Origin of the sequence: Streptomyces sp. NPDC046215, from assembly GCF_040646215.1 — a bacterium.
GTDB classification, from domain to species: Bacteria; Actinomycetota; Actinomycetes; order Streptomycetales; family Streptomycetaceae; genus Streptomyces; species Streptomyces stramineus.
The window spans coordinates 1-21,692 of record NZ_JBEYZW010000112.1; the positions used below are offsets into that span (position 1 = coordinate 1).

Annotated in this window: 17 protein-coding genes; 13 read left to right on the forward strand and 4 right to left on the reverse strand. The window is 72.9% G+C overall.

The annotated features are described in order from the left end of the window. Positions 1–48: 48 nt before the first annotated feature. On the reverse strand, positions 49–1,740 hold the full coding sequence (locus tag ABZ951_RS30565; RefSeq protein WP_344092792.1) for an MFS transporter: 1,692 nt from the start codon (positions 1,738–1,740) through the stop codon (positions 49–51). A gap of 157 nt (positions 1,741–1,897) precedes the next feature. Between ABZ951_RS30565 and ABZ951_RS30570 the strand changes: the two genes are divergently transcribed. Beyond that, positions 1,898–2,491 carry a TetR/AcrR family transcriptional regulator gene (locus tag ABZ951_RS30570; RefSeq protein WP_344092790.1) on the forward strand — a complete coding sequence of 198 codons (594 nt, stop codon included), beginning with the start codon at positions 1,898–1,900 and terminating at the stop codon, positions 2,489–2,491. Positions 2,492–2,554: 63 nt separating this feature from the next. Here ABZ951_RS30570 and ABZ951_RS30575 read toward each other — a convergent pair whose 3' ends face one another. Next, positions 2,555–3,331 carry a polysaccharide deacetylase family protein gene (locus ABZ951_RS30575; protein ID WP_344092787.1) on the reverse strand — a complete coding sequence of 259 codons (777 nt, stop codon included), beginning with the start codon at positions 3,329–3,331 and terminating at the stop codon, positions 2,555–2,557. Between the two features lie 174 nt (positions 3,332–3,505). Here ABZ951_RS30575 and ABZ951_RS30580 point away from each other — a divergent pair, with 174 nt between their 5' ends. Then, the gene (locus tag ABZ951_RS30580) at positions 3,506–4,375 is read left to right on the forward strand and encodes an alpha/beta hydrolase (protein ID WP_344092785.1); all 870 of its coding nucleotides are present in this window, start codon (positions 3,506–3,508) and stop codon (positions 4,373–4,375) included. Positions 4,376–4,406: 31 nt separating this feature from the next. Here the strand turns inward: ABZ951_RS30580 and ABZ951_RS30585 are convergent, their stop codons facing one another. Next, positions 4,407–5,714 (reverse strand): cation:dicarboxylase symporter family transporter, encoded by a 1,308-nt coding sequence (locus tag ABZ951_RS30585; protein ID WP_344092798.1) that lies wholly within the window; start codon positions 5,712–5,714, stop codon positions 4,407–4,409. Positions 5,715–5,926: 212 nt separating this feature from the next. Between ABZ951_RS30585 and ABZ951_RS30590 the strand changes: the two genes are divergently transcribed. The 10 genes from ABZ951_RS30590 (at position 5,927) to ABZ951_RS30635 (ending at position 18,246) form a co-directional block, all read left to right on the forward strand. Then, positions 5,927–7,720, forward strand: a complete 1,794-nt coding sequence (locus ABZ951_RS30590; RefSeq protein WP_344092783.1) for an ATP-binding protein — start codon at positions 5,927–5,929, stop codon at positions 7,718–7,720. Then, positions 7,717–8,418 (forward strand): response regulator, encoded by a 702-nt coding sequence (locus ABZ951_RS30595; RefSeq protein ID WP_344092781.1) that lies wholly within the window; start codon positions 7,717–7,719, stop codon positions 8,416–8,418. The genes ABZ951_RS30590 and ABZ951_RS30595 overlap by 4 nt, the downstream gene beginning before the upstream one ends. A gap of 143 nt (positions 8,419–8,561) precedes the next feature. After that, positions 8,562–9,926 (forward strand): extracellular solute-binding protein, encoded by a 1,365-nt coding sequence (locus ABZ951_RS30600; protein WP_344092779.1) that lies wholly within the window; start codon positions 8,562–8,564, stop codon positions 9,924–9,926. Beyond that, positions 9,927–10,823, forward strand: coding sequence for a sugar ABC transporter permease (locus ABZ951_RS30605; protein WP_344092777.1), 897 nt, complete (start codon positions 9,927–9,929; stop codon positions 10,821–10,823). Between the two features lie 54 nt (positions 10,824–10,877). After that, positions 10,878–11,321, forward strand: a complete 444-nt coding sequence (locus ABZ951_RS30610; protein ID WP_344092775.1) for an RICIN domain-containing protein — start codon at positions 10,878–10,880, stop codon at positions 11,319–11,321. A gap of 122 nt (positions 11,322–11,443) precedes the next feature. Then, entirely contained in the window at positions 11,444–12,298 is an 855-nt protein-coding gene (locus ABZ951_RS30615) for a carbohydrate ABC transporter permease (RefSeq protein ID WP_344092773.1), read from the forward strand. A gap of 251 nt (positions 12,299–12,549) precedes the next feature. Next, positions 12,550–13,548 carry an AraC family transcriptional regulator gene (locus ABZ951_RS30620; RefSeq protein ID WP_344092771.1) on the forward strand — a complete coding sequence of 333 codons (999 nt, stop codon included), beginning with the start codon at positions 12,550–12,552 and terminating at the stop codon, positions 13,546–13,548. 274 nt (positions 13,549–13,822) lie between these two features. Then, positions 13,823–14,611 (forward strand): ABC transporter ATP-binding protein, encoded by a 789-nt coding sequence (locus ABZ951_RS30625; RefSeq protein ID WP_344092769.1) that lies wholly within the window; start codon positions 13,823–13,825, stop codon positions 14,609–14,611. Between the two features lie 60 nt (positions 14,612–14,671). Continuing rightward, the gene (locus ABZ951_RS30630; protein ID WP_344092767.1) at positions 14,672–17,206 is read left to right on the forward strand and encodes an FtsX-like permease family protein; all 2,535 of its coding nucleotides are present in this window, start codon (positions 14,672–14,674) and stop codon (positions 17,204–17,206) included. A 173-nt stretch (positions 17,207–17,379) separates the two neighbouring features. Continuing rightward, positions 17,380–18,246: an NAD(P)-binding domain-containing protein gene (locus tag ABZ951_RS30635; RefSeq protein WP_344092765.1), complete on the forward strand. Its 867-nt coding sequence runs from the start codon at positions 17,380–17,382 to the stop codon at positions 18,244–18,246. Between the two features lie 97 nt (positions 18,247–18,343). On the opposite strand, the gene ABZ951_RS30640 is transcribed toward ABZ951_RS30635, so the two are convergent. After that, positions 18,344–19,369: an ATP-dependent 6-phosphofructokinase gene (locus ABZ951_RS30640; RefSeq protein WP_344092762.1), complete on the reverse strand. Its 1,026-nt coding sequence runs from the start codon at positions 19,367–19,369 to the stop codon at positions 18,344–18,346. Between the two features lie 211 nt (positions 19,370–19,580). Here ABZ951_RS30640 and pta point away from each other — a divergent pair, with 211 nt between their 5' ends. Then, entirely contained in the window at positions 19,581–21,662 is a 2,082-nt protein-coding gene (gene pta, locus ABZ951_RS30645) for a phosphate acetyltransferase (protein WP_344092760.1), read from the forward strand. The last annotated feature ends 30 nt before the right edge of the window (positions 21,663–21,692 follow it).

The following is a 21,692-nucleotide window of genomic DNA, read 5'->3' on the forward strand; positions in this document are numbered from 1 at the left end:
CCGTAACCCTGACCAGGGTTACGGGGCGCCGCCGCATCCGGCCGGGCGTCAGACCCGTTCGCCGGACTTCTTCGCGGCCTCCGGCTCGCCGCCCGCCTCGGCCGGGGCCTCGGCGGCCTCCGGCTTCGGGCGGCGGGGCAGCAGGAAGGCCACCAGGACCGTGCCCGCGCCGAGCACGACCGCGCCGATGACGCTGGTGTGGGCGACGGCGTCGGCGAACGCCTTGTGCACGGCCTCCACCACGGTCTGCGCCTGCTGGGCGCCCATGGCCGCGGCCTTCTCCTGGCCGACCTTGGGCGCGGCGCCCGCCGCGACCTGCTTGCCGACCTCCTTGGCGACGGCCAGGCCCGCGCCGACCGAGTCCTGCGCGGTCGACAGGGCGTCGGCCGGGAGCTTCGGGCCGCCGCCCGCGGCGACCTTGCGCGCGGCGTCCGAGAGGTTGTCGGAGTAGGAGTTGGCCAGCACCGTGCCGAGGATGGCGATGCCGAGCGAGCCGCCCATCTCGATGGAGGTGCTGTTGACCGCGCCGCCGACACCCAGCTGGTCCTCCGGGAAGGAGCCCATGATGGCGTTGGTGCAGGGCGACAGGGACAGGCCGATGGCCAGGCCCAGGATCATCAGCGGCAGCAGGAAGTCGTCGTACGTGGAGTTCGCGTCGACGCGCGTGAGCAGGGCGATGGCGACCGTGCCGACCGTCATGCCGAGCGCGACGGTGGCCTTCATGCCGACCTTGGGCGTCAGCAGGGCGGTCAGCGCGCCGCCCACGAAGACGGTGCCGGCCAGCGGCAGCATCCGGATGCCCGTGTCGAGCGGCGAGTAGCCCAGCACGAACTGGAGGTACTGGGTGAGGTAGTAGAACGCGCCGAAGACGGCGAGGAAGAACAGCGCGACGGCCAGCGTGGAGCCGGCGAAGGCGCGCTGGGCGAAGCGGCGCACGTCCAGGACCGGGCGCGGGTGGCGCAGCTCCCACAGGACGAAGGCGATCAGGCCGGCGCCGGCGAGCACGGCCGCGACGATCGGTCCGGTGCCCCAGCCGAAGTGCGGCCCCTCGATGATCATGTAGATCAGCGAGCCGACCCAGAGGACGGACAGCAGCCCGCCGATGTAGTCGATCTTGGCATCGTCCCCGGTGCGGCCCGCCTTGGACGGCGGCACGAGCAGCAGCGCGCCGATGATGCCGAGGACGGCTATCGGCACGTTGATGAGGAACGTCGAGGACCAGCCGTGGTCCTCCAGCAGCGCGCCGGCCACCAGCGGGCCGACGGCGATGGCGAGGCCGGCCGTGGCGGTCCAGATGGTGATGGCCTTGGCGCGCTCCTCGCGCGGGAAGGTCGCGGCGAGCAGCGACAGCGTGGCCGGCATGATCATGGCGGCGCCGACGCCCATGACGGCGCGCGCCGTGATGACCCCGGCCGAGCTGTCGACCAGCGAGCCCGCGACGGAGGCCGCGCCGAAGACGAAGAGGCCGAGCACGAGGGCGCCGCGGCGGCTGTACTTGTCACCGACGGCGCCCAGGATCAGCATCAGCGCGGCGTACGGGACGGTGTAGGCGTCGATGACCCACTGGAGGTCGGAGCTGCCGAGACCGAGGTCCTTGACCATGTCCGGGGCCGCCACCGTCAGCGACGTGTTCGCCATCACGATGATCAGCAGGCTGAGGCACAGGACTACCAGCGCCGCCCAGCGCTTCTTGTACGGACCGTCCATCTCGTCGACCGGTGTCGACATCGCGAGGCCCATCGGCCCCCCTTTCCACATCTTTTCGAGTTGCACACCGTTGTGCAATTACACACTGCTGTGCAATTTACGCGTCTGCCCAGCGGTGTGCAAAATGAACCCAGCGGCCCGCCGCGAGTCGCCGGCGAACTTCCGGGACGCCCGATCGAGGAGAGACCCAATGGCCGGCAGAGCGGACGCCAATCGCCGCCGCATCATGGACGTCGCGCTCGCCGAGCTGCTGCGCGACGCGGACGTGAGCATGGATCAGATCGCCCGCGCGGCAGGCGTCGTACGGCGGACGGTCTACGGGCACTTCCCGAGCCGCGAGGCGCTGATCGGCGCGCTCGTCGACGACGCGGCCGAGGCCGTGGGCGCCGCCCACGCGGCCGCGCTGCACGGGGTGACCGACCCGGCCGAGGCGCTGGCCCGCTCGACCCTGGCCGTCTGGGAGATCGCCGACGGCTACCGCCTGCTGGTGTCACTCGCCCAGCGCAGCGTCACCATGGAGGGCATCCGCAAGCGCCTGGAGCCGGTCCGGCGCGAGGGCGCGGCCGTTTTGCGCCGCGGTCTGGAAGAGGGGCGCTTCTCCTCGCCCCTGCCGGCCGACGCCCTGGCCTACGTCCGCGAGCAGGTGCTCTTCGGTCTGATGCAGGCGGTCAACGACGGCGTCCTCGCGCCGGAGGAGGCGGGCCGCTCGGCGGCGGTCACCACGCTGACGGCCTCGGGCCTGCCGGCGGCGGAGGCGGCCGAGCTGGTGGCCCGGCTGCGATAGCGGGAGTCAGCGGTAGGTTCGGGACACCGCCAGCCCGTTTTGCCCCTTATCGGCGGCCCCAACCTACCGCTGAGGCCGGTATACCGCCCCCGGGCGCGGGGCGCCGGGCGCGAGGAGTTGGGAGACGGTGACGAACGTGTAGCCGTCGGCCTTCAGCGCGTCGACGATGCCCGGGACGGCGGGCACGGTGCCGTCGTATATGTCGTGCAAAAGGATGATGCCGTCCGGGGTGGCCGCCTTGAGGGTGCGGCGGCGGATGAGGTCCGGGTCCGTGGTGGAGTAATCCTTCGCGGTGGTGCTCCAGAGCACCTGGGCGAGGCCCAGCTCCTTGCTGACCTTGGAGACGTCGCCGTCGGTGCGGCCCTGGGGCGGGCGCATCAGGACGGGGCGGCGGCCGGTCAGGGCCGCTATGGCGTCCTGGGCGCGGGAGAGTTCCTCGCGGATCGCGGCGGGCTTCAGCTTGTCGAGCCGGCGGTGGGACCAGGTGTGGTTGCCCACCTCGTGGCCCTCACGGGCGATGCGCCGCACGACGTCGGGGTAGCGGTCGACGTGGTCCCGGCCGAGGAGGAAGAACGTCGCCGGAACCTTCTGCTCCTTCAGTATGTCCAGCAGCCTCGGGGTGTCCTTGCCGGGTCCGGCGTCGAAGGTGAGGGAGATGCATGTGGCCTTGCGGCAGTCGACCGTTCCGACCGCCGCCGCTCTTCCGGGTTCCGCGTGGGCCCGGGCGCTGCCGGGCGAGACCGTTTCCGCCGAGCAGCCGCTCAGGGCCGGCAGCAAGGACATGCTCACCACCAGTGCGACAGCCACCTTTCTCCGGGGCGTCCGTCCGTCTTCCGCCATGCCCGGCCTCCCTGGGGCCACTTGGACTCGTGAGTAACGCGCCGAGGACCATACGCACGGTGTACAGCGGTGCGACAGGGGCGCTTCAGGACATGGCGAGATGACGGATGCGCTACATTGCATCTGGCGAGACGAACCGTCTCGACTTGTCGGCTCGGCCTCGGGAGGCACCCCATGGAGCACTTCATCGACGTGGCGCCCGGCGTCCGCCTGTGGGCCGAGGAGCGCGGTGCCGCCGGCGCTCCCCCGCTCCTGCTGATCATGGGCGCGCAGGCGTCCGGCACGGGGTGGCCGGAGGAGCTGGTCGACGCGCTCGCGGTCCACCACCGGGTGATCCGCTACGACCACCGCGACACCGGCCGCTCCACCTGGGCGTTCGACGAGCGCCCCTACCCCGTCACCGCCCTCGCCGACGACGCGATCGCGGTCCTGGACGGGCTCGGCGTCGCCCGCGCCCACGTCGTCGGGCTGTCCCTGGGCGGGATGCTGGCCCAGCTACTGATCGCCGACCACCCCGGCCGGCTGCTCAGCGCCACCCTGATGGGGACGTGCGCGCTCAGCACCACCCCGTACACGCGCCCGGACGGGACACCCGGCGAACTGCCGGGCATCGCCCCGGAGGTGCTGGAGATGTGGTCCCGGCCCGTCGAGGACCGGGGAGCGGAGGCGGAGCTGGAGCGGCGGGTGGAACACTGGCGGGTTCTGGCCGGCGGGCTCCTGCCCTTCGACGCGGAGTACTTCCGCGCCCTGGAGCGGCGGATCATCGCGCACACGGGCCACTATCGGGCGGGCACCGCGCACGGCCGCGCCGACGACTCGGGCATGCTCCGCACGGCCGCGCTGGCGGCGACGGACGTGCCCGTGCTCGTCACCTCCGCCCCGGCCGAACCGGTCTTCCCGCCGCCGCACGCGCGGCACCTCGCCCAGGCGGTCCGCGGCGCGCGGGTGGTCGAGATCCCCGGCATGGGCCACGCCCTGCCCCGCGAGGTGCACGGTCCGCTGGCGGCGGCGATCCTGGCGCACACGGCGGGGCGGCGGTCCTGAGGCTCGCAGTTCCCGGTGGGCCGTTGCCCGCCTAGCGGGTGCTCGGGGCCGCCTCCACCCGCTGCTCCGGCATCGGGCCGTCGCCGTGGCCGTGGCCGTCGCCCGCCAGGGTGGCCTCGTCGAAGGGGAGGCGGCCGCCGAGGACGTCGTCCACGCGCCCCTTGTCGATCTCCTTGGTCCAGGTGCCGACCAGCACCGTCGCCACCGCGTTGCCCGCGAAGTTCGTCAGGGCCCGGGCCTCGCTCATGAAGCGGTCGATGCCGACGATCAGGCCGACGCCGTCCACGAGTTCGGGGCGGTGGGACTGCAGGCCGCCGGCGAGGGTGGCCAGGCCCGCGCCCGTGACGCCCGCCGCGCCCTTCGAAGCGATGATCATGAACAGCAGCAGGGAGATCTGCTGGCTCAGCGACAGCGGCTCCCCCATGGCCTCGGCGACGAAGAGCGAGGACATCGTCAGGTAGATGGCCGTGCCGTCGAGGTTGAAGGAGTAGCCGGTCGGCACGGTGATGCCGACGACGGGGCGGCTGACGCCCAGGTGCTCCATCTTCGCGATCAGGCGCGGCAGCGCCGACTCCGAGGAGGAGGTGGAGAGGATCAGCAGGAACTCGCGGCCCAGGTACTTCAGCAGCGCGAAGATGTTCACCCCGGCCACCAGCCGCAGCAGCGCGCCGAGCACCACGACCACGAACAGCAGGCACGTGATGTAGAAACCGATCATGATGACGGCGAGGGACTTGAGCGCGTCCACGCCCGTCGCGCCGACGACGGCCGCGATGGCGCCGAAGGCACCCACCGGCGCCGCCCACATCACCATGGCCAGGATGCGGAAGACCAGCCGCTGGACGTGCCCGATGCCCCGCAGGACCGGCTCGCCCGCCGGGCCCATGGCCTGCAGGGCGAAGCCCGCGAGCAGGGCGACCAGCAGGGTCTGGAGGACCTCGCCGCCGGTGAAGGCGGAGACCATGGTGGTCGGGATCATGCCGAGGAGGAAGTCCGCCGTCGACTCGTGCGCGCCCTTGGCCTGGGCCTCGCCGGCGTGGCGCAGGGAGTCCGTCAGCTCCAGCCCGCTGCCGGGCTCCAGGATGTTGCCGACCACCAGGCCGAGGGCGAGGGCGACGGTCGACATGACGAGGAAGTAGCCGAGGGCCAGGCCGCCGACCGCGCCGACCTTCGCGGCCTTGCGCACCGACCCGACACCGAGCACGATCGTGCAGAAGATGATCGGCGAGATCATCATCTTGATCAGGTTCACGAAGCCGGTGCCGAGCGGCTTGAGTTCGACGGCCACGCCCGGCGCGGCGAAGCCGACCGCGATGCCGACGAGCACCGCGGCGATCACCGCGAGGTACAGGTAGTGGGTGCGGTCCGGCCCTCTGCGGGCCGTGCCGCCCGGCGGTGACTGCGCTGTCACGGGTGTCTCCTCGTCGTCGCGGCCCCGCTGCCCCGCCTCTCCCGGCGGGTGGGGCTCCGGTGACTATGCACGTGTATGTGACTGCGGTCACCCTTGCGTGCATTACGTTCACGGCGCCGGGCCGGTGCAGACTGTCCGCCATGCGCAGACCCCGCATACGCCCCCGCAGCCTGGCGGGGCAGCTCTTCGCGATACAGACCGTGCTGGTCGCCGCCGTGGTGGCGGGCTGCGCGGCCTTCGCGTACCTGGCCGACCGGCACCAGGCCGAGGAGGCCGCGCGCCGTCAGGTGACGGCCGCCGCGGCGGCCGTCGCGGCGTCCCCGGCCGTACGGGACGCGGTCCGCTCGGCGGACCCGGCGGCCGCCCTCCAGCCGTACGCGGAGCGGGTGCGGCGCGACACCGGCGTCGACTTCGTGACGATCATGGCGCCGGGCGGCATCCGCTGGACCCACCCCGACCCGCGGCGGATCGGCGAGCCCTTCCTCGGCCACACCGGCCCGGCGCTGGAGGGGCGCACGTTCTCCGAGACCTACACCGGGACGCTGGGCCCGTCGGTGCGGGCCGTCGCGCCGGTCACCGGCGGGGGGCCCGGGGACGGGGTGACCGCGCTCGTCAGCGCGGGCATCACCGTCGACGCGATCAGCGCGGAGGTCCGGCGGCAGCTCGTCGCGCTGCTGGGCGTCGCGCTGGGGGCGCTCGCCCTCGGCGGGACGGGCACGTACCTCCTCAACGCGCGGCTGCGCCGCCATACGCACGGCATGAACGCGACCGAGCTCAGCCGGATGCACGACTACCACGAGGCCGCCCTGCACGCGGTGCGCGAGGGGCTGCTGATGCTCGACGGGCAGGGGCGCGTCGCCCTCGTCAACGACGGCGGGCGGGAGCTCCTGGGCCTGGGCGGCGACCCGGTGGGCCGTCCGGTCGGCGGCCTGGGCCTGCCGGTGGCGCTGACGGAGGCCCTGCTGTCGGGCGAGCCGCGCGTGGACGAGGTCCACCTGACCGCCGACCGGATCGTGGTAGTCAACACCTCGCCGGTATCGGGCGGGGAGCGCAGCGGCACGGTCGTCACCCTGCGCGACCACACCGAACTCCAGGCGCTGACGGGCGAGTTGGACTCGGTGCGCGGCTTCGCGGAGGCGTTGCGCTCGCAGGCGCACGAGGCGGCGAACCGGCTGCACGCCGTCGTCTCCCTCATCGAACTCGGCCGCGCGGACGAGGCCGTCGACTTCGCCACGGCCGAGCTGGAGCTCGCCCAGGCGCTCACCGACCAGGTCGTCGCCGCCGTCGCGGAGCCGGTCCTCGCGGCGCTGCTCCTCGGCAAGGCGGCCCAGGCCAACGAGCACGGGGTCGAGCTCGTCCTCGCCCCCGACACCCACATCGACGACGGCGTCCTGCCGCCGTGTCTCCCGGCGCGGGACCTGGTGACGATCCTGGGCAATCTGATCGACAACGCGGTGGACGCGGTGTCGCCTGCGGCGGGCTTCGACGTGACGTACGGGGCGTACGGGGGTGGGGCGGAGCGGCCCGGCACCGGCCGGGCGGGCCTGCCGGCGGAGCCGGGGGCGGGGGCCCCGGGAGAGCCCGTCGCGTCGGGCCGGGCAGAGTCCGGCGAGCGATCCGCGGCGGACCGGCGCGTCACCGTGACCGTGCGAACCGACGGTGTGGAGTTGTTGCTCCGGGTCGCCGACACCGGGCCCGGGGTCGCCCCGGACGCCGTGGACGAGGTCTTCCGGCGGGGGTGGTCCACCAAGTCGCCGGGTACCGCGCCGCACGGCCGCGGGCTCGGGCTCGCGCTCGTCCGGCAGGCCGCGCGCCGCAACGGCGGTACCGTCTCGGTGGCCGCGCCCGCGGGCGGCGGTGCCGAGTTCTCCGTGCGGCTGCCCCTGCGGGCCGCCGCCCCCGCCACCTCAGCCGCCCCGGGAGCCCCCGCATGAGCACGCCGCGGACGATCGACCCGCCACCGATCCGGGTACTCGTCGTGGAGGACGACCCCGTGGCCGCTGACGCGCACGCGCTCTACGTAGGGCGCGTCGCGGGCTTCACGGTGGCGGGCGTGGTGCACACGCGGGGGGACGCCTCGCAGTTCCTCAAGCGGACCCCTGTGGACCTGCTGCTGCTCGACCTCTACCTCCCCGACGGGCACGGCCTGCAGTTCGTCCGCTCCCTGCGCTCCGCCGGGCACACCGCGGACGTCATCGCGGTGACGTCGGCGCGCGACCTCGCCGTCGTCCGCGAGGGCGTCTCGCTCGGAGTCGTCCAGTACGTCCTGAAGCCCTTCACGTTCGCGACCCTCCGCGACCGGCTCACCCGGTACGCGGAGTTCCGCGCGGTCGTCGGCGAGGCCGGCGGCCAGGACGAGGTGGACCGGGCGCTGTCGGCGCTGCGCGCCCCGCAGCCGGCCGCGCTCCCCAAGGGCCTGAGCCTGGACACCCTGCAGACGATCACGGGGGCGATCCGGGCGGCGGGGGGCGACGGCATCTCCTCGGGCGCCGCCGCCGAGGCCCTCGGCATCTCCCGGATCACCGCCCGCCGTTACCTGGAGCACCTGGTCACCTCGGGCCGCGCCGCCCGCACCCCCCGCTACGGGCAGATCGGGCGGCCCGAACTGCGCTACCGCTGGCTGACCCGGTAGGGCGGAACGCCGGCCCGCACGCGTGCGGCGGCGTCAACGAGGGAACGTAGGACTTCACGAAGGTGCCGGCCGCCCGGCCGGGCCGGCCCGGCACGCACCGGGACCGGCCGGGCGGCCCGCCGAGCTCGTAGGAGGTCGTGCCCGTGCGCCCCACCGCCCTGCTCCTCGCCGCCGCCACGTTCGCCGCCGCCGTCCCGCTCACCGCCTGCGGCGGGGGCGCGGATGGCGGCCCCGGCACCGTGCGCATCGCCTACCAGCGCAGCACCGACGCCAAGGCCCGGATCATGGACGGGTACCTGGCCGGGATCAAGAAGCAGTTCGAACGCGAACACCGGGGCAAGAAGCTCAAGCTCGTCCCGATCCAGGCGTCCCAGACGGACTACTACGCCAAGATCCAGCAGATGATGCGGTCGCCGAAGACCGCGCCGGACGTGGTCCGCGAGGACACGTTCCAGCTCAACTCGGACATCGAGGCGGGGTACTTGAGACCGCTGGACGACAAGCTGGCGGGCTGGAAGGACTGGGAGCGCTTCGCCCCGACCGCGAAGGCGGCGGTGAAGGCGGAGGACGGCAGGACGTACGGGGTGCCGGACGGCACGGACACCCGCGGCCTGTGGTTCAACAAGGAGATCTTCGCCAGGGCCGGGCTCCCCGCCGACTGGAAGCCCCGCACCTGGCGGGACGTCCTCGACGCGGCCCGGACGGTCAAGCGCGAGGCGCCCGGCGTGACACCGATCAACGTGTACACGGGCAAGAGCCCCGGTGAGGCCGCCACCATGCAGGGCTTCGAGATGCTGCTGTACGGCACGGGCAAGGACCCGCTCTACGACCCGGCGGCGAAGAAGTGGGTGGCCGGCGGCAAGGGGTTCACGGACGCGCTGGAGTTCATCCGCACCGTGTACGGCGAGAAGCTCGGCCCGGACCCCTCCGACGCCCTCGACCCCAACGTCGACGCCCGCGTCGCCACCGAATGGCTGCCGGCCGGGAAGCTCGCCATCGCCCTGGACGGCAACTGGCTGGGCAAGTTCTGGCAGCCGTCCGGCGGCAAACCCTGGCCGGCCTGGCCCGAGGTGATGGGCCGGGCGCCCTTCCCCACGCAGAGCGGCGCGGCGCCGGGGGCGGTCAGCATGTCCGGCGGCTGGACGTGGTCGGTCACCGCGAAGTCCGCGAAGCCGGACCTGGCCTGGCAGGTGATCGAGACGCTCCAGACGAGGGAGAACGCGGCGGCCTGGGCGGTGCGGGACGGGCAGATCGCCGTCCGCGACGACGTGGCGGCGGACCCGGGGTACCTGAAGTCGATGCCCGGTACGGCGTTCTTCACCGGCCTGGTGAAGTACACCCACTACCGCCCCACGCTGCCCGTCTACCCCCGGGTGTCCAGTGCGATCAGGGACGCCATGGAGTCGGTGACCACGGGGGACGCCTCCCCGGCGCAGGCCGCCCGGCGCTACGACGAGGCGCTGAAGTCGATCGCCGGGAGCGGCGGCGTGCTCGTCAGGGAGAAGTGAGTGGCCGCCACCGCCGCGCCCCCGAAGGCGCGCCCGCACGCTGCCCGGCGGGCGGCCCGCTGGCTGCCGCTCGCACCGGCCACCCTCCTGCTGCTGCTCTTCCTCGCCGGGCCCCTCGCGTACTGCGTCTACCTGGCCTTCACCGACACCCAGCTCACCGGCCAGGCGTCCGCGTCCTTCGTCGGCTTCGCCAACTTCCGGCGCGCCTTCGCCGACGACGGCTTCCGCACCGCCGTGTGGCTGACGCTGCTGTTCACCGTGTTCTCGTCGGTCATCGGGCAGAACAGCCTGGGCTTCGCCCTCGCGGCGCTGATGCGCCGCGCGTCCCGGCCCGTCCGGGCGCTGACCGGCGCCCTGGTGATCGCGGCGTGGGTGGTACCGGAGATCGTGGCGGGCTTCCTGCTGTACACCTTCTTCCACCGGCGCGGCACCCTGAACGCGGTCCTGGACTGGCTGCACCTGCCCTCGCAGAACTGGCTGTTCACCCTGCCGATCCTGGCGGTGTCGTGCGCCAACGTCTGGCGGGGGACGGCGTTCTCCATGCTCGTCTACTCCGCGGCGCTCGCGGGGATCCCCCGGGACGTCGTCGAGGCGGCCGAGGTGGACGGGGCGAGCGGCCCGCGCCGGTTCTGGCACATCACCCTGCCCATGATCCGCCGCTCGATCGCCACGAACCTGATGCTGAACACGCTGCAGACCCTCTCGGTCTTCGGTCTCATCTGGGCGATGACGCGCGGCGGGCCGGGCGACCGGAGCCGGACGCTGCCGGTCTTCATGTACGACCAGGCATTCTTGAAGTCACTGATCGGCTACGGCACGGCGGTCGCCCTGCTCCTGCTGCTGGTGGGCGCGGTGTTCTCGGCGGTGTACCTGCGCCTGCTGCGGGAGGAGGTCTGATCAGCGAACTCCCAGTACGATCAGATGTTCGAATAGCTGATCCGAGGGGGACCCATGGAGGGCACGTACTACGTCCGCAACGTCCACAGCAGCCTGCTGCTGGAGGTCGAGGACGGCCGCAAGGGCAGCGGAGCCAATGTCCGGCTGGGGAAGGACGACGGCACGCCGGCGCAGATCTGGCGGGTGAGCCCGGTGCACCCCGGCAGCGGGGTGCACCACTTCGAGAACGCCGGCAGCGGCAAGCGGCTCGACGTCACGGGCGCCTCCACGGAGAACGGCGCGAACGTGCAGCAGTGGAAGGCCAATAACTACGGCGCCCAGGAGTGGCTGGTGGAACGGCACCTCGACGCGCCCGACACGGTCACCCTGATCAACCACGTCAGCGGCCTGCTCCTGGACGCCGCCGACGCGGGAACGGAACCCGGCACCAACGTCCAGCAGTGGGAGGACAAGGACAGCCCGGCGCAGTGGTGGCGCCTGGAGGCGGCCGGCGGCTGAGACCGCCCGGGACCGAGGGGCACAGCCGCGCGGCCCGGCGGAGAAGACCCCGGTGGAGCAGACCCCGGGAGAGAGGACCCCGGCACAGAAGGCAAGGACCCGCCCGTTCCCCGGAGGACGTCATGCCCCCACGCGCCCCGCGCCCCCCGCTGCTCGACCGGCCCGCCCGCCGCCGGCTCGCCGCCGATGCCGCGCTGTTGCTCGTCATCGCCGCCTTCGCCCTGCCCCTGGTCTGGTTGCTGCTGGCCTCGGTCGACCCGGAGGCCGGGCTGCGCGTGCGCCTTCCCCCGTCGCTGACGACGGAGAATTTCTCGGCGGTGCTGACGGACGAGATCACCTTCACCCCCATGCTCAACAGCCTCGTGCTGTGCGGCAGCGCCACCGCCCTCACCGTGGCGTGCTCGGCCCTCGCCGCCTATCCGCTGTCCCGCTTCCGGTCGCGCTTCAACCGCCCGTACCTGCTGACCGTCCTGTTCTCCACCTGCCTGCCCATCACCGCCGTCATGGTGCCGGTGTACGGGCTCTTCGTGCAGGTCAACCTCGTGGACACGGTCCACGGGACGGCCCTGTTCATGGCCGCCACCCAACTGCCGTTCGCGATCTGGCTGATGAAGAACTTCATGGACGACGTCCCCAAGGCCCTGGAGGAGGCCGCGTGGACCGACGGCGCCGGCTGGCTCCAGACCCTGGGCCGCGTCGTCCTGCCCCTCATGGCCCCGGGGGTGGGCGTCGTGACCATCTACTGCTTCACGCTGATGTGGGGCAACTTCTTCGTCCCGTTCCTCCTGCTGCTCACCCCGGAGCAACTCCCCGCGTCCGTCACGGTGTTCACCTTTTTCGGGGACTACGGGCAGGTCGCCTACGGGCAGCTGGCCGCGTTCTCGATCCTGTACTCCACGCCCGTCGTCCTGCTGTACACCCTCGTCGCGCGGCGGCTGGGCGGCGGCTTCACGCTCGGCGGCGCGGTCAAGGGCTGAGCGGGTCCGGGCGCACGGTAAAGCCCCGCCGTCGTCCGCTGACGGCGGGGCACCCCCTCTGGCGGCGGCCCTGAATGTCCCCCGTCTATCCAGGGCCGCGTTCGCACCGGCCGGGCCTGTCCCGAAACGCTCCCCGCGGACGGCCCCCGCCTTGACTGCGAACATGCAGAACGGTACTAACGGGGCCACCTGTCGGCTACTCGCCAAACGCGGCTCCTGTCCGGAGAACGCGGGCACTTGAGGGAAGCCTGATGACCGAACCCGGTGTAGGCCCCAACGCCCCCGGAAACATGCGCACGCTCGTACTCAGCAACGATCTCGACGAGACCCGGGAGATCATCAGCTCCGCCTACAGTCCGTACCAGCTCAGCGTGCTGGGCGACCCCAAGGAATTCTCCGCCTGGTACGCCGAGGGCAGCTTCCCGGGGGTGACCGTCTCCGGCTTGCAGTACGGCGCCGAGACCCTCGTCGCGCCCCAGCCCCTCGATTCCTACCTGCTCGTCTGCCAGATGGTCCGGGGCCGGGTGCGGGTGATCTCCCCCGGCCGGGAGGAACGCGTCGTCGGCCCCGGCGAGACGTACGTGCTCGACCCGTACCGCAGCTTCCAGGTGCACTGGGCGCCCGGCGCCCGGATGACGACGGTGCGGCTGGACCGGGAGACCGTGGAGCAGGCGGCGGCCGACCTGCTCGGCCTCGACGGGCCGCTGCGGGCCCGGTTCACCCTCGCCGGGGCGACCTCGCCCGGGGCCGCCCGCAGCTGGCAGGGGGTGTCCGCGGCGGTGCACCGGGAGGTGCTCGGCGAGGGCGTCGCGCGCACCAGCCCGCTGGTCGCCTCCCACCTGACGCACGCGACGGCGGCCGTGCTCATGGAGACGCACGAGCTCGTCACCGAGGGGGTGGAGGCCCAGCGGCCGGGGACGGTGGCGCACGGGGCGGTGCGCCGGGCGATGGCGCTGGCGGAGGAGCGGGCCGACCAGCCGCTGACGCTGGCCGACCTCGCGACGGCGGGCCGGTGCAGCCCCCGGGCCCTGCAGGAGGCGTTCCGCCGGCACCTGGGCACCACACCGCTGGGCTATCTGCGGGAGGTCCGCCTCGGCCGGGCGCACCGGGACCTCGCGGCCGGCCGCGGGAACGCCGCGGTCACGGTGGCCCAGGTCGCCTACCGCTGGGGGTTCGGCAACCTGGGCCGGTTCGCCGCGTCCTACCAGCAGCGCTACGGGCACGCACCCTCGCGGACGCTGCGGGGATAGGCGGCACGCCCCCGGTACCGGCCCGCACGGCCCTGACGCGCCGCGCGGGCCGCCGTGCGTCTTGAGGATGACGGCGTCCGTCCGGAGTACTACGCGGAGGCGGCCCCGTCGCCCTTGAGGTCGTACGGCTTTCAGGCCGTACGGCTGACGCTTCCGGGGCCGAGGGCTACAGAGAATTGGAGCAGTCGATTCCGGCCATTGCGCCCCCGGTGGGCGCCTCGACGCCATCGACCTTCCGTCCCCTTTCGCCCGCATATCTCCCGGAGGAGACCTCGTGTCCCACGCGACGGCTTTCCCTGTTTCCCCCGCCCCCGCCCCCGGCGGTGCCATCGCCGCCCGCGCCACGGGCCTGAGCAAGGTCTACGGGCAGGGCGAGACCCGGGTGACCGCCCTGGACTCGGTGTCCGCGGAGTTCCGCCGCGGGGAGTTCACCGCGATCATGGGCCCGTCCGGCTCGGGCAAGTCCACGCTGATGCACTGCATGGCCGGCCTGGACTCCGTCTCCTCCGGCTCCACCCGCATCGGTGACATCGAGCTGGCCTCGCTCGGCGACCGGCAGCTGACCCGGCTGCGCCGCGACCGGATCGGCTTCGTCTTCCAGGCGTTCAACCTGCTGCCGACGCTGACCGCGCTGGAGAACATCACCCTCCCCATGGACATCGCGGGCCGCAAGCCCGACCAGCAGTGGCTGGACCTGGTCGTCGAGACCGTCGGCCTCTCCGGGCGCCTCGCGCACCGCCCGAGCCAGCTCTCCGGCGGCCAGCAGCAGCGCGTGGCCGTGGCCCGCGCGCTCGCCGCCCGGCCCGAGATCATCTTCGCGGACGAGCCGACCGGCAACCTCGACTCCCGCTCGGGCGCCGAACTCCTCGGCTTCCTCCAGGAGTCCGTCCGGGCCCTGCAGCAGACCGTCGTCATGGTCACCCACGACCCGGTCGCCGCCTCCTACGCGGATCGCGTGATCTTCCTCGCCGACGGCCGCGTCGTCGACGAGATCCGCGAGCCCACCGCGGACGCGGTCCTGGACCGCATGAAGCGCTTCGACGCCAAGGGCCGCACGAGCTGACCGGGCCCCCGCCCCCGCTCCGCCGCCCGCCCTCCCCACCCACCTCCAGGACTCAGCACCGTGTTCCGTACCGCTTTGCGCAACCTCCTCGCGCACAAGGCCCGGCTGATGATGACCGCCCTCGCGGTCCTCCTCGGCACGGCTTTCGTCTCCGGCACCCTCGTCTTCAGCGACTCCGTCGGCAGCGCCTTCCGCGACAAGATGTCCAAGAGCCTCGACGACGTCGCCGTCTCCGTCACCGCCGGCCGGGCCACCACCGCCATGAAGTCCGAGGACGCCCTCGACTCCCGCGTGGTGGAGTCCGTCCGCGCCCTGCCCGGCGTGGCCTTCGTGCGCCCGTCGGTGAGCGGCACCGTGATGGTCGCCGACAAGGAGAACAACCCCGCCGGCAGCGAATGGGGCAGCTCCGGCGCCAACTTCGTGCCCGGCGCGAACGGCAAGGACAGCCGCTACCCGATCGTCAAGGGCCGGGGCCCCGCCGCCGAGGGCGAGATCGTCCTCGACGCGAAGACCGCCGCGAAGACGGGCGCCCGGGTGGGCGGCACCGTCCGGCTGGCCGTCGACGGGCCCGTCATGGCCAAGAAGCTCGTCGGCATCGCCGAGACGGACGACCCGAAGGTGAGCGCGGGCGGCAGCCTCGCCCTGTTCGACACCGCGACCGCGCAGAAACTCCTCGGCGTTCCGGGGCAGTTCGACGAGCTCATCGTCTCCGCGACCCCCGGCACCGACCAGGCGAAGCTGACCGCCGAGGTCCGCGCGGCGCTGCCGAAGGACGCCTTCCGGACGCAGAGCGGCAAGGAGCTGGCGGCCGAGGAGTCCACGGCGATCGACAAGGAGACCAGCTCGATCCGCAACACCTTCCTGGCGTTCGCGGGCATCGCCCTGTTCGTCGGCGTCTTCATCATCGCCAACACCTTCACCATGCTCATCGCCCAGCGCAGCCGGGAGATCGCCCTGCTCCGCGCGGTGGGCGCGTCCCGCCGGCAGGTGGTGCGCTCGGTGCTGATCGAGGCCGGGCTGCTGGGCCTGGCCGCCTCCGCCGCCGGCTTCGCCGGGGGCCTCGGCGTCGCCACCGGCCTGCGCGCGGTGCTGAACTCGGCCGGGGCGGGCCTGCCCGACGGGCCGCTGGTGATCGAGCCGGTGTCCGCGCTCACCGCCCTCGGCGTCGGCGTCGCGGTGACGGTCCTGGCCGCCTGGCTGCCCTCCCGCAAGGCCGCGAAAATCGCCCCCGTGGAGGCGCTGGCCGCCGCGGAAGCGCCGCCGGCCCCCCGCGGCCTGCTCGTGCGCAACGCCCTCGGCGCGGTGCTGACCGCCGCCGGTGGCGCGGTGATGCTGTACGTCACCACGCTCAAGGACAGCGACGGCCTGGAGATCGCCATGGCCGGCTCCGCCCTGACCATGGCGGGCGTCATCGTCCTGGCGCCGCTGCTCTCGCGCCCGTTCGTCCGCCTCTTCGCGAAGGCGACGGGCCGGCTGACCGGGGTCAGCGGCAAGCTCGCCGCGGAGAACGCGCTGCGCAACCCGCGCCGCACCGCCGCGACCGCCTCCGCGCTGATGATCGGCCTCGCGCTGATGACCGGTCTGACCGTGGTCGCCGTCTCCGCCGACCAGGGCGTCGCGAAGATGGGGCCGCAGGACCTGACGGCCGACTACAAGGTGACGTCGGCGCACTTCGGCGGCCTCTCCACGGACATCGCCAGGACCCTGGCGAAGGAGCCCGGCGTCACCGCCGCGGTCCCGCTGCGCTCGATCGGCTTCCAGTCGTCGCACAGCCCCGCGCTCGTCAAGGCCGCGGACGCGGCGTCGATCGGCAAGGTGGCGGACGTGCGGTTCGTCAGCGGCTCGGCCGCCGACGTGCGGGAGGGCACCGTCGCGGTGTCCGACGCGTACGCCGAGGAGCGCGGCCTGAAGGTCGGGGCCACCCTGCCGATGGACTTCTACGACGGCAAGAAGGCCACGCCGAAGGTCGCCGCGGTCTATGCCGAGAACGACGTCCTCTCCGCCGTCCTCGCCACCCCCTCCCTGGTGGACCCGCACCTGGAGAAGGTGCGGGACGACGAGGTGCTGGTGAAGGCGGCCCCCGGCAAGGCCGGCGAGCTCCGCGCCAAGATCAAGCAGACCCTCGGCGGCAACCCGCTCATCAAGGTGCAGAGCCAGGAGGACCTACGCCGCTCGGAAGCCGGGGACATCGACGACATCCTGTACATGATGTACGGACTGCTGGGCATGGCCGTCGTCATCGCGATCGTCGGCGTCGTCAACACCCTGGCGATGTCGGTGTTCGAGCGGACCCGGGAGATCGGGATGCTGCGCGCGATCGGCCTTGCGCGCACCGGCGTCAAGCAGATGGTGCGCCTGGAGTCCGTGATGATCGCGATGTTCGGCGCGGTGCTGGGCGTCGGGGTCGGCATCTTCCTGGCCTGGTCCGGCGGGCACCTGGTGCGGTCGTCGTTCCCGCAGTACTCGATGACCGTGCCGTGGGGCCGGATCGCCGTGTTCCTGTTGCTCGCGCTCGCGGTGGGCGTGCTGGCCGCGGTCTGGCCGGCCCGCCGGGCCGCGAAGCTCAACATGCTGGAGTCGATCGGGGCGCAGTAACCGGCCGGGGTACGGCGGGCCGGCCCCCACCGTGGGGGCCGGCCCGCCGCGTGGGCACTCACCTCAAGGTAAGTGCCCACTTTTTAGTGCGTACTTGAGGCGGGGCGGGCCGTCGACCACTCTGATGAAGGCGCGCCGAGCCCATCACCCCGCACCCTTCTGGAGCACCCCTCATGAGTCCTTCCCCCGTCACCGTCCTCGGCCTGGGCGCCATGGGCAAGGCCCTGGCCACCGCCTTCCTCACCGGCGGGCACCCGGTCACGGTGTGGAACCGCACGCCGGGCAAGGCCGGGCCGCTGCTCGCCCTGGGGGCCACCGCCGCCGAGACCGCCGCCGGGGCGGTCGCCGCCAACGAGCTGATCGTGGCCTGCCTGCTGGACCACGCCTCCGTCCACGAGACGCTGGACGGCGCCGTGGCCGAGCTGGCCGGCCGCACGCTGGTCAACCTCACCAACGGCACCCCGGCGCAGGCCCGCGAGCTGGCCGCCTGGGCCGAGGAGCACGGCATCACCTACGTGGACGGCGGCATCATGGCCGTCCCGCCGGGCATCGGGACCGAGCAGGCGTTCCTCCTCTACAGCGGTGCGCGGGACGCCTTCGAAGCCCACCGCCCGGCGCTGGAGCGCCTGGGCGCGGCCCACTTCGTCGGCACCGACCCGGGGCTGGCCGCGCTGTACGACATCGCGCTGCTCAGCGGCATGTACGGAATGTTCTCGGGCGTGTTCCACGCCCTGGCCCTGACGAGCACGGAGAAGGTGCCGGCCGACGCGTTCGGGCCGCTGCTGGCGGACTGGATCGGGGCGATGGCGGGCGGGATCCCGCACTTCGCCCGGCAGGTCGAGACGGGCGACTACGTCAACGGGGTCGTCTCCAACGCGGCGATGCAGGCGGCGGCCTTCGGCAATCTCCTGCGCACCGCCGAGGACCAGGGCGTCAGCCCGGAGCTGATCGCCCCGCTGCAACCGCTGATGGACCGGCTGGTCGCCGAGGGGAACGGCAGCGGGGATGTGACCGGCGTCGTCGAGCTGCTCAAGCGCTAGGGAGCGCCCGAGGCATACGGAAAAGCGGCGCGCGGCCCCGGTTCGTCCGGGGGCCGCGCGTCGCTTTCGCGTCAGCGTCCAGTGCAGGCGGCGGGCTCTAGAAGACCGACTCCGCCTCGTCCATCCGGTTCTCCGGCACCCGCTTGAGCTCGGTGACGGCGTCGGCCAGCGGCACCATGTGGATGTCGGTGCCCTTCAGCGCCGTCATCTTGCCGAAGTCGCCGCGGTGGGCGGCCTCGACCGCGTGCCAGCCGAAGCGGGTGGCGAGGACGCGGTCGTACGCGGTGGGGGTGCCGCCGCGCTGGACGTGGCCGAGGATGACCGGGCGGGCCTCCTTGCCCAGGCGCTTCTCCAGCTCGACGGCGAGCTTGGTGCCGATGCCGGCGAAGCGCTCGTGGCCGAACTGGTCTATGGCGCCCTTGGCGTACTCCATCGACCCCTCGGCCGGGTGCGCGCCCTCGGCGACGCAGATGACGGCGAACTTCTTGCCGCGCGAGAAGCGCTCCTCGACCATCGCGACCAGGTCGGCGACGTCGAAGGGGCGCTCCGGGAGGCAGATGCCGTGCGCGCCGCCGGCCATGCCGGACTCCAGGGCGATCCAGCCGGCGTGGCGGCCCATGACCTCGACGACCATCACGCGCTGGTGGGACTCGGCGGTGGTCTTGAGGCGGTCGATGGCCTCGGTGGCGACGCCCACGGCGGTGTCGAAGCCGAAGGTGCGGTCGGTGGCCGAGATGTCGTTGTCGATCGTCTTCGGCACGCCGACGACGGGCAGGCCCGCGTCGGAGAGCATCTTGGACGCGGTGAGCGTCCCCTCGCCGCCGATCGGGATCAGCACGTCGATCCCGAGGTCGCGGGCGAGCTCCTTGGAGCTCTCGCACGCCTCGCGGAGCCGGGCGCGCTCCAGGCGGGAGGAGCCGAGGATGGTGCCGCCGCGGGCCAGGATGCCGCTGACGGCGTCCAGGTCGAGCTTGCGGTGGCGGCCGTCGAGCAGACCCTTGAAGCCGTCCTCGAAGCCGATCACCTCGTCGTTGTGGCCGGCCACCGCGCGGTGCACCACCGAGCGGATGACAGCGTTCAGGCCGGGGCAGTCGCCGCCTGCGGTGAGGACTCCGATGCGCATCTGGCTGTGTCTCCTGCTCGCTACTGGTACATGTGAGCCGAACCGATTGTTTCACGGGCCGGGAGGTAGTGCCGCACCCCGGGAACCACCTACTGACGCGCGCCTTATCCAGGGGCGCAGGTATTGTCAAGAGGGCAGGCCCACCATAACGGGTAATTTTTTACCGCATGAAAACCGCATGAAAAACGGCGATGGAGCAAGGAGAGCACGCGTGACGCGCAGCGTGTACGTGACCGGGACGGACCGGGGCGACGGCCGCCAGGTCATCGAGCTGGGAGTCATGGAGCTCCTGACCCGCCATGTGGACCGGGTGGGCGTCTTCCGCCCCCTCGTCCACGGCGACGGCCCCGACCGGCTCTTCGACCTGCTGAGGTCGCGCTACCGGCTCGGCCAGTCCCCGGAGTCCGTCTACGGCCTCTCCTACGCGCAGGCGTCCTCCCTCCAGGCCGAGCGCGGCACGGACGAGCTGGTCCAGGCGCTGGTCGAGCGGTTCCTCGCGGTGGCCCGGGAGTACGAGTACGTGGTGGTGCTCGGCACCGACTACGCGGACACCACCCTCCCCGACGAGCTGGCCCTCAACGCGCGGCTCGCCAACGAGTTCGGCGCCTCCGTGATCACGGTCGTCGGCGGCCAGGACCAGGAGGCCGAGGCGGTGCGCGCCGAGGCCCGCAACGCCTACCGCGCCTACGCGGCCCTGGGCTGCGACGTCGTGGCCCTCGTCGTCAACCGGGTCGCCCCGGCCGACCGGGAGGCCGTCGCCGAGCGGCTCGCCGCGAGCCTGCCCGTGCCCTGCTACGCGCTCCCCGAGGACGCGGCGCTGTCCGCGCCGACGGTCGGGCAGATCGTCCGCAAGCTCGGCGCCGACGTGCTCCTCGGCGACGACGCCGGGCTCGCCCGCGACGCCAAGGACTTCGTCTTCGGCGGCGCGATGCTGCCGGCGTTCCTGCCGGCCCTGACCGACGGCTGCCTGGTGGTGACCCCCGGCGACCGCACCGACCTGATCATCGGCGCCCTCGCCGCGCACAGCGCGGGCGCGCCGCCCATAGCCGGTGTGCTGCTCACCCTCGACGAGCGGCCCGGTCCGGACATCCTGGCCCTCGCGGGCCGGCTCGCCCCCGGTACCCCGGTGATCGCCGTGCCCGGCGGCTCCTTCCCCACCGCGGCCGAGCTCTTCGCCGTCGAGGGCAAGCTCAACGCCTTCGCGCCGCGCAAGGCGGAGACGGCGCTCGGCCTGTTCGAGCGGCACGTGGACACCACGGAGCTGACGAACCGGATCTCCGTGGCCCGCTCCGGCCGCGTCACCCCGATGATGTTCGAGCACGAGCTGATCGAGCGCTCCCGCTCCGCCCGCCGCCGCGTGGTGCTGCCCGAGGGCACCGAGGAGCGCGTCCTGCGCGCCGCCGACGTGCTGCTGCGCCGCGACGTCTGCGACCTCACCCTGCTGGGCGACGAGGACGCCATCCGCAAGCGCGCCGGCGAGCTGGGCATCGACCTGGCCGAGGCGCAGCTCATCGACCCGCAGACCTCGCCGCTGCGCGAGCGCTTCGCCGAGCTGTACGCGAAGGCGCGCGCCCACAAGGGCATGACCGTGGAGCTGGCGCACGACGTGGTCGCCGACGTGTCGTACTTCGGCACGCTGATGGTCCAGGAGGGCCTGGCCGACGGCATGGTCTCCGGCGCGGTGCACTCCACCGCCGCCACCATCCGCCCCGCCTTCGAGATCATCAAGACGGCGCCGGGCGCCCAGATCGTCTCCTCGGTCTTCTTCATGTGCCTGGCCGACCGGGTCCTGGTCTACGGCGACTGCGCCGTCAACCCCGACCCGAACGCCGAGCAGCTCGCCGACATCGCCATCCAGTCCGCCGCGACGGCCGCGCAGTTCGGCGTGGAGCCGCGGATCGCGATGCTGTCGTACTCCACCGGCACCTCGGGTTCCGGCGCGGACGTCGACAAGGTCCGCCGGGCCACCGAGCTGGTCCGCGAGCGCCGCCCGGACCTGCTGGTCGAGGGTCCGATCCAGTACGACGCCGCCGTGGACGCCGCCGTCGCGGCGACCAAGCTCCCCGGCTCCGAGGTCGCGGGCAAGGCCACCGTGCTGGTCTTCCCGGACCTCAACACGGGGAACAACACCTACAAGGCCGTGCAGCGCTCGGCCGGCGCGGTCGCGGTCGGCCCGGTCCTGCAGGGCCTGCGCAAGCCCGTCAACGACCTGTCGCGCGGTGCCCTGGTCCAGGACATCGTGAACACCGTCGCCATCACCGCCATCCAGGCGCAGGGCGAGCAGCGCCCCTGACCCCGGTCGTGCGGGGACCGGCCGGTCCCC

Bases quoted from the DNA above. Each gene is read 5' to 3' on its own strand.
- ABZ951_RS30565 (WP_344092792.1), bottom strand. From the start codon at position 1,740: ATGGGCCTCGCGATGTCGACACCGGTCGACGAGATGGACGGTCCGTAC.
- ABZ951_RS30570 (WP_344092790.1), top strand. From the start codon at position 1,898: ATGGCCGGCAGAGCGGACGCCAATCGCCGCCGCATCATGGACGTCGCG.
- ABZ951_RS30575 (WP_344092787.1), bottom strand. From the start codon at position 3,331: ATGGCGGAAGACGGACGGACGCCCCGGAGAAAGGTGGCTGTCGCACTG.
- ABZ951_RS30580 (WP_344092785.1), top strand. From the start codon at position 3,506: ATGGAGCACTTCATCGACGTGGCGCCCGGCGTCCGCCTGTGGGCCGAG.
- ABZ951_RS30590 (WP_344092783.1), top strand. From the start codon at position 5,927: ATGCGCAGACCCCGCATACGCCCCCGCAGCCTGGCGGGGCAGCTCTTC.
- ABZ951_RS30595 (WP_344092781.1), top strand. From the start codon at position 7,717: ATGAGCACGCCGCGGACGATCGACCCGCCACCGATCCGGGTACTCGTC.
- ABZ951_RS30610 (WP_344092775.1), top strand. From the start codon at position 10,878: ATGGAGGGCACGTACTACGTCCGCAACGTCCACAGCAGCCTGCTGCTG.
- ABZ951_RS30615 (WP_344092773.1), top strand. From the start codon at position 11,444: ATGCCCCCACGCGCCCCGCGCCCCCCGCTGCTCGACCGGCCCGCCCGC.
- ABZ951_RS30620 (WP_344092771.1), top strand. From the start codon at position 12,550: ATGACCGAACCCGGTGTAGGCCCCAACGCCCCCGGAAACATGCGCACG.
- ABZ951_RS30635 (WP_344092765.1), top strand. From the start codon at position 17,380: ATGAGTCCTTCCCCCGTCACCGTCCTCGGCCTGGGCGCCATGGGCAAG.
- ABZ951_RS30640 (WP_344092762.1), bottom strand. From the start codon at position 19,369: ATGCGCATCGGAGTCCTCACCGCAGGCGGCGACTGCCCCGGCCTGAAC.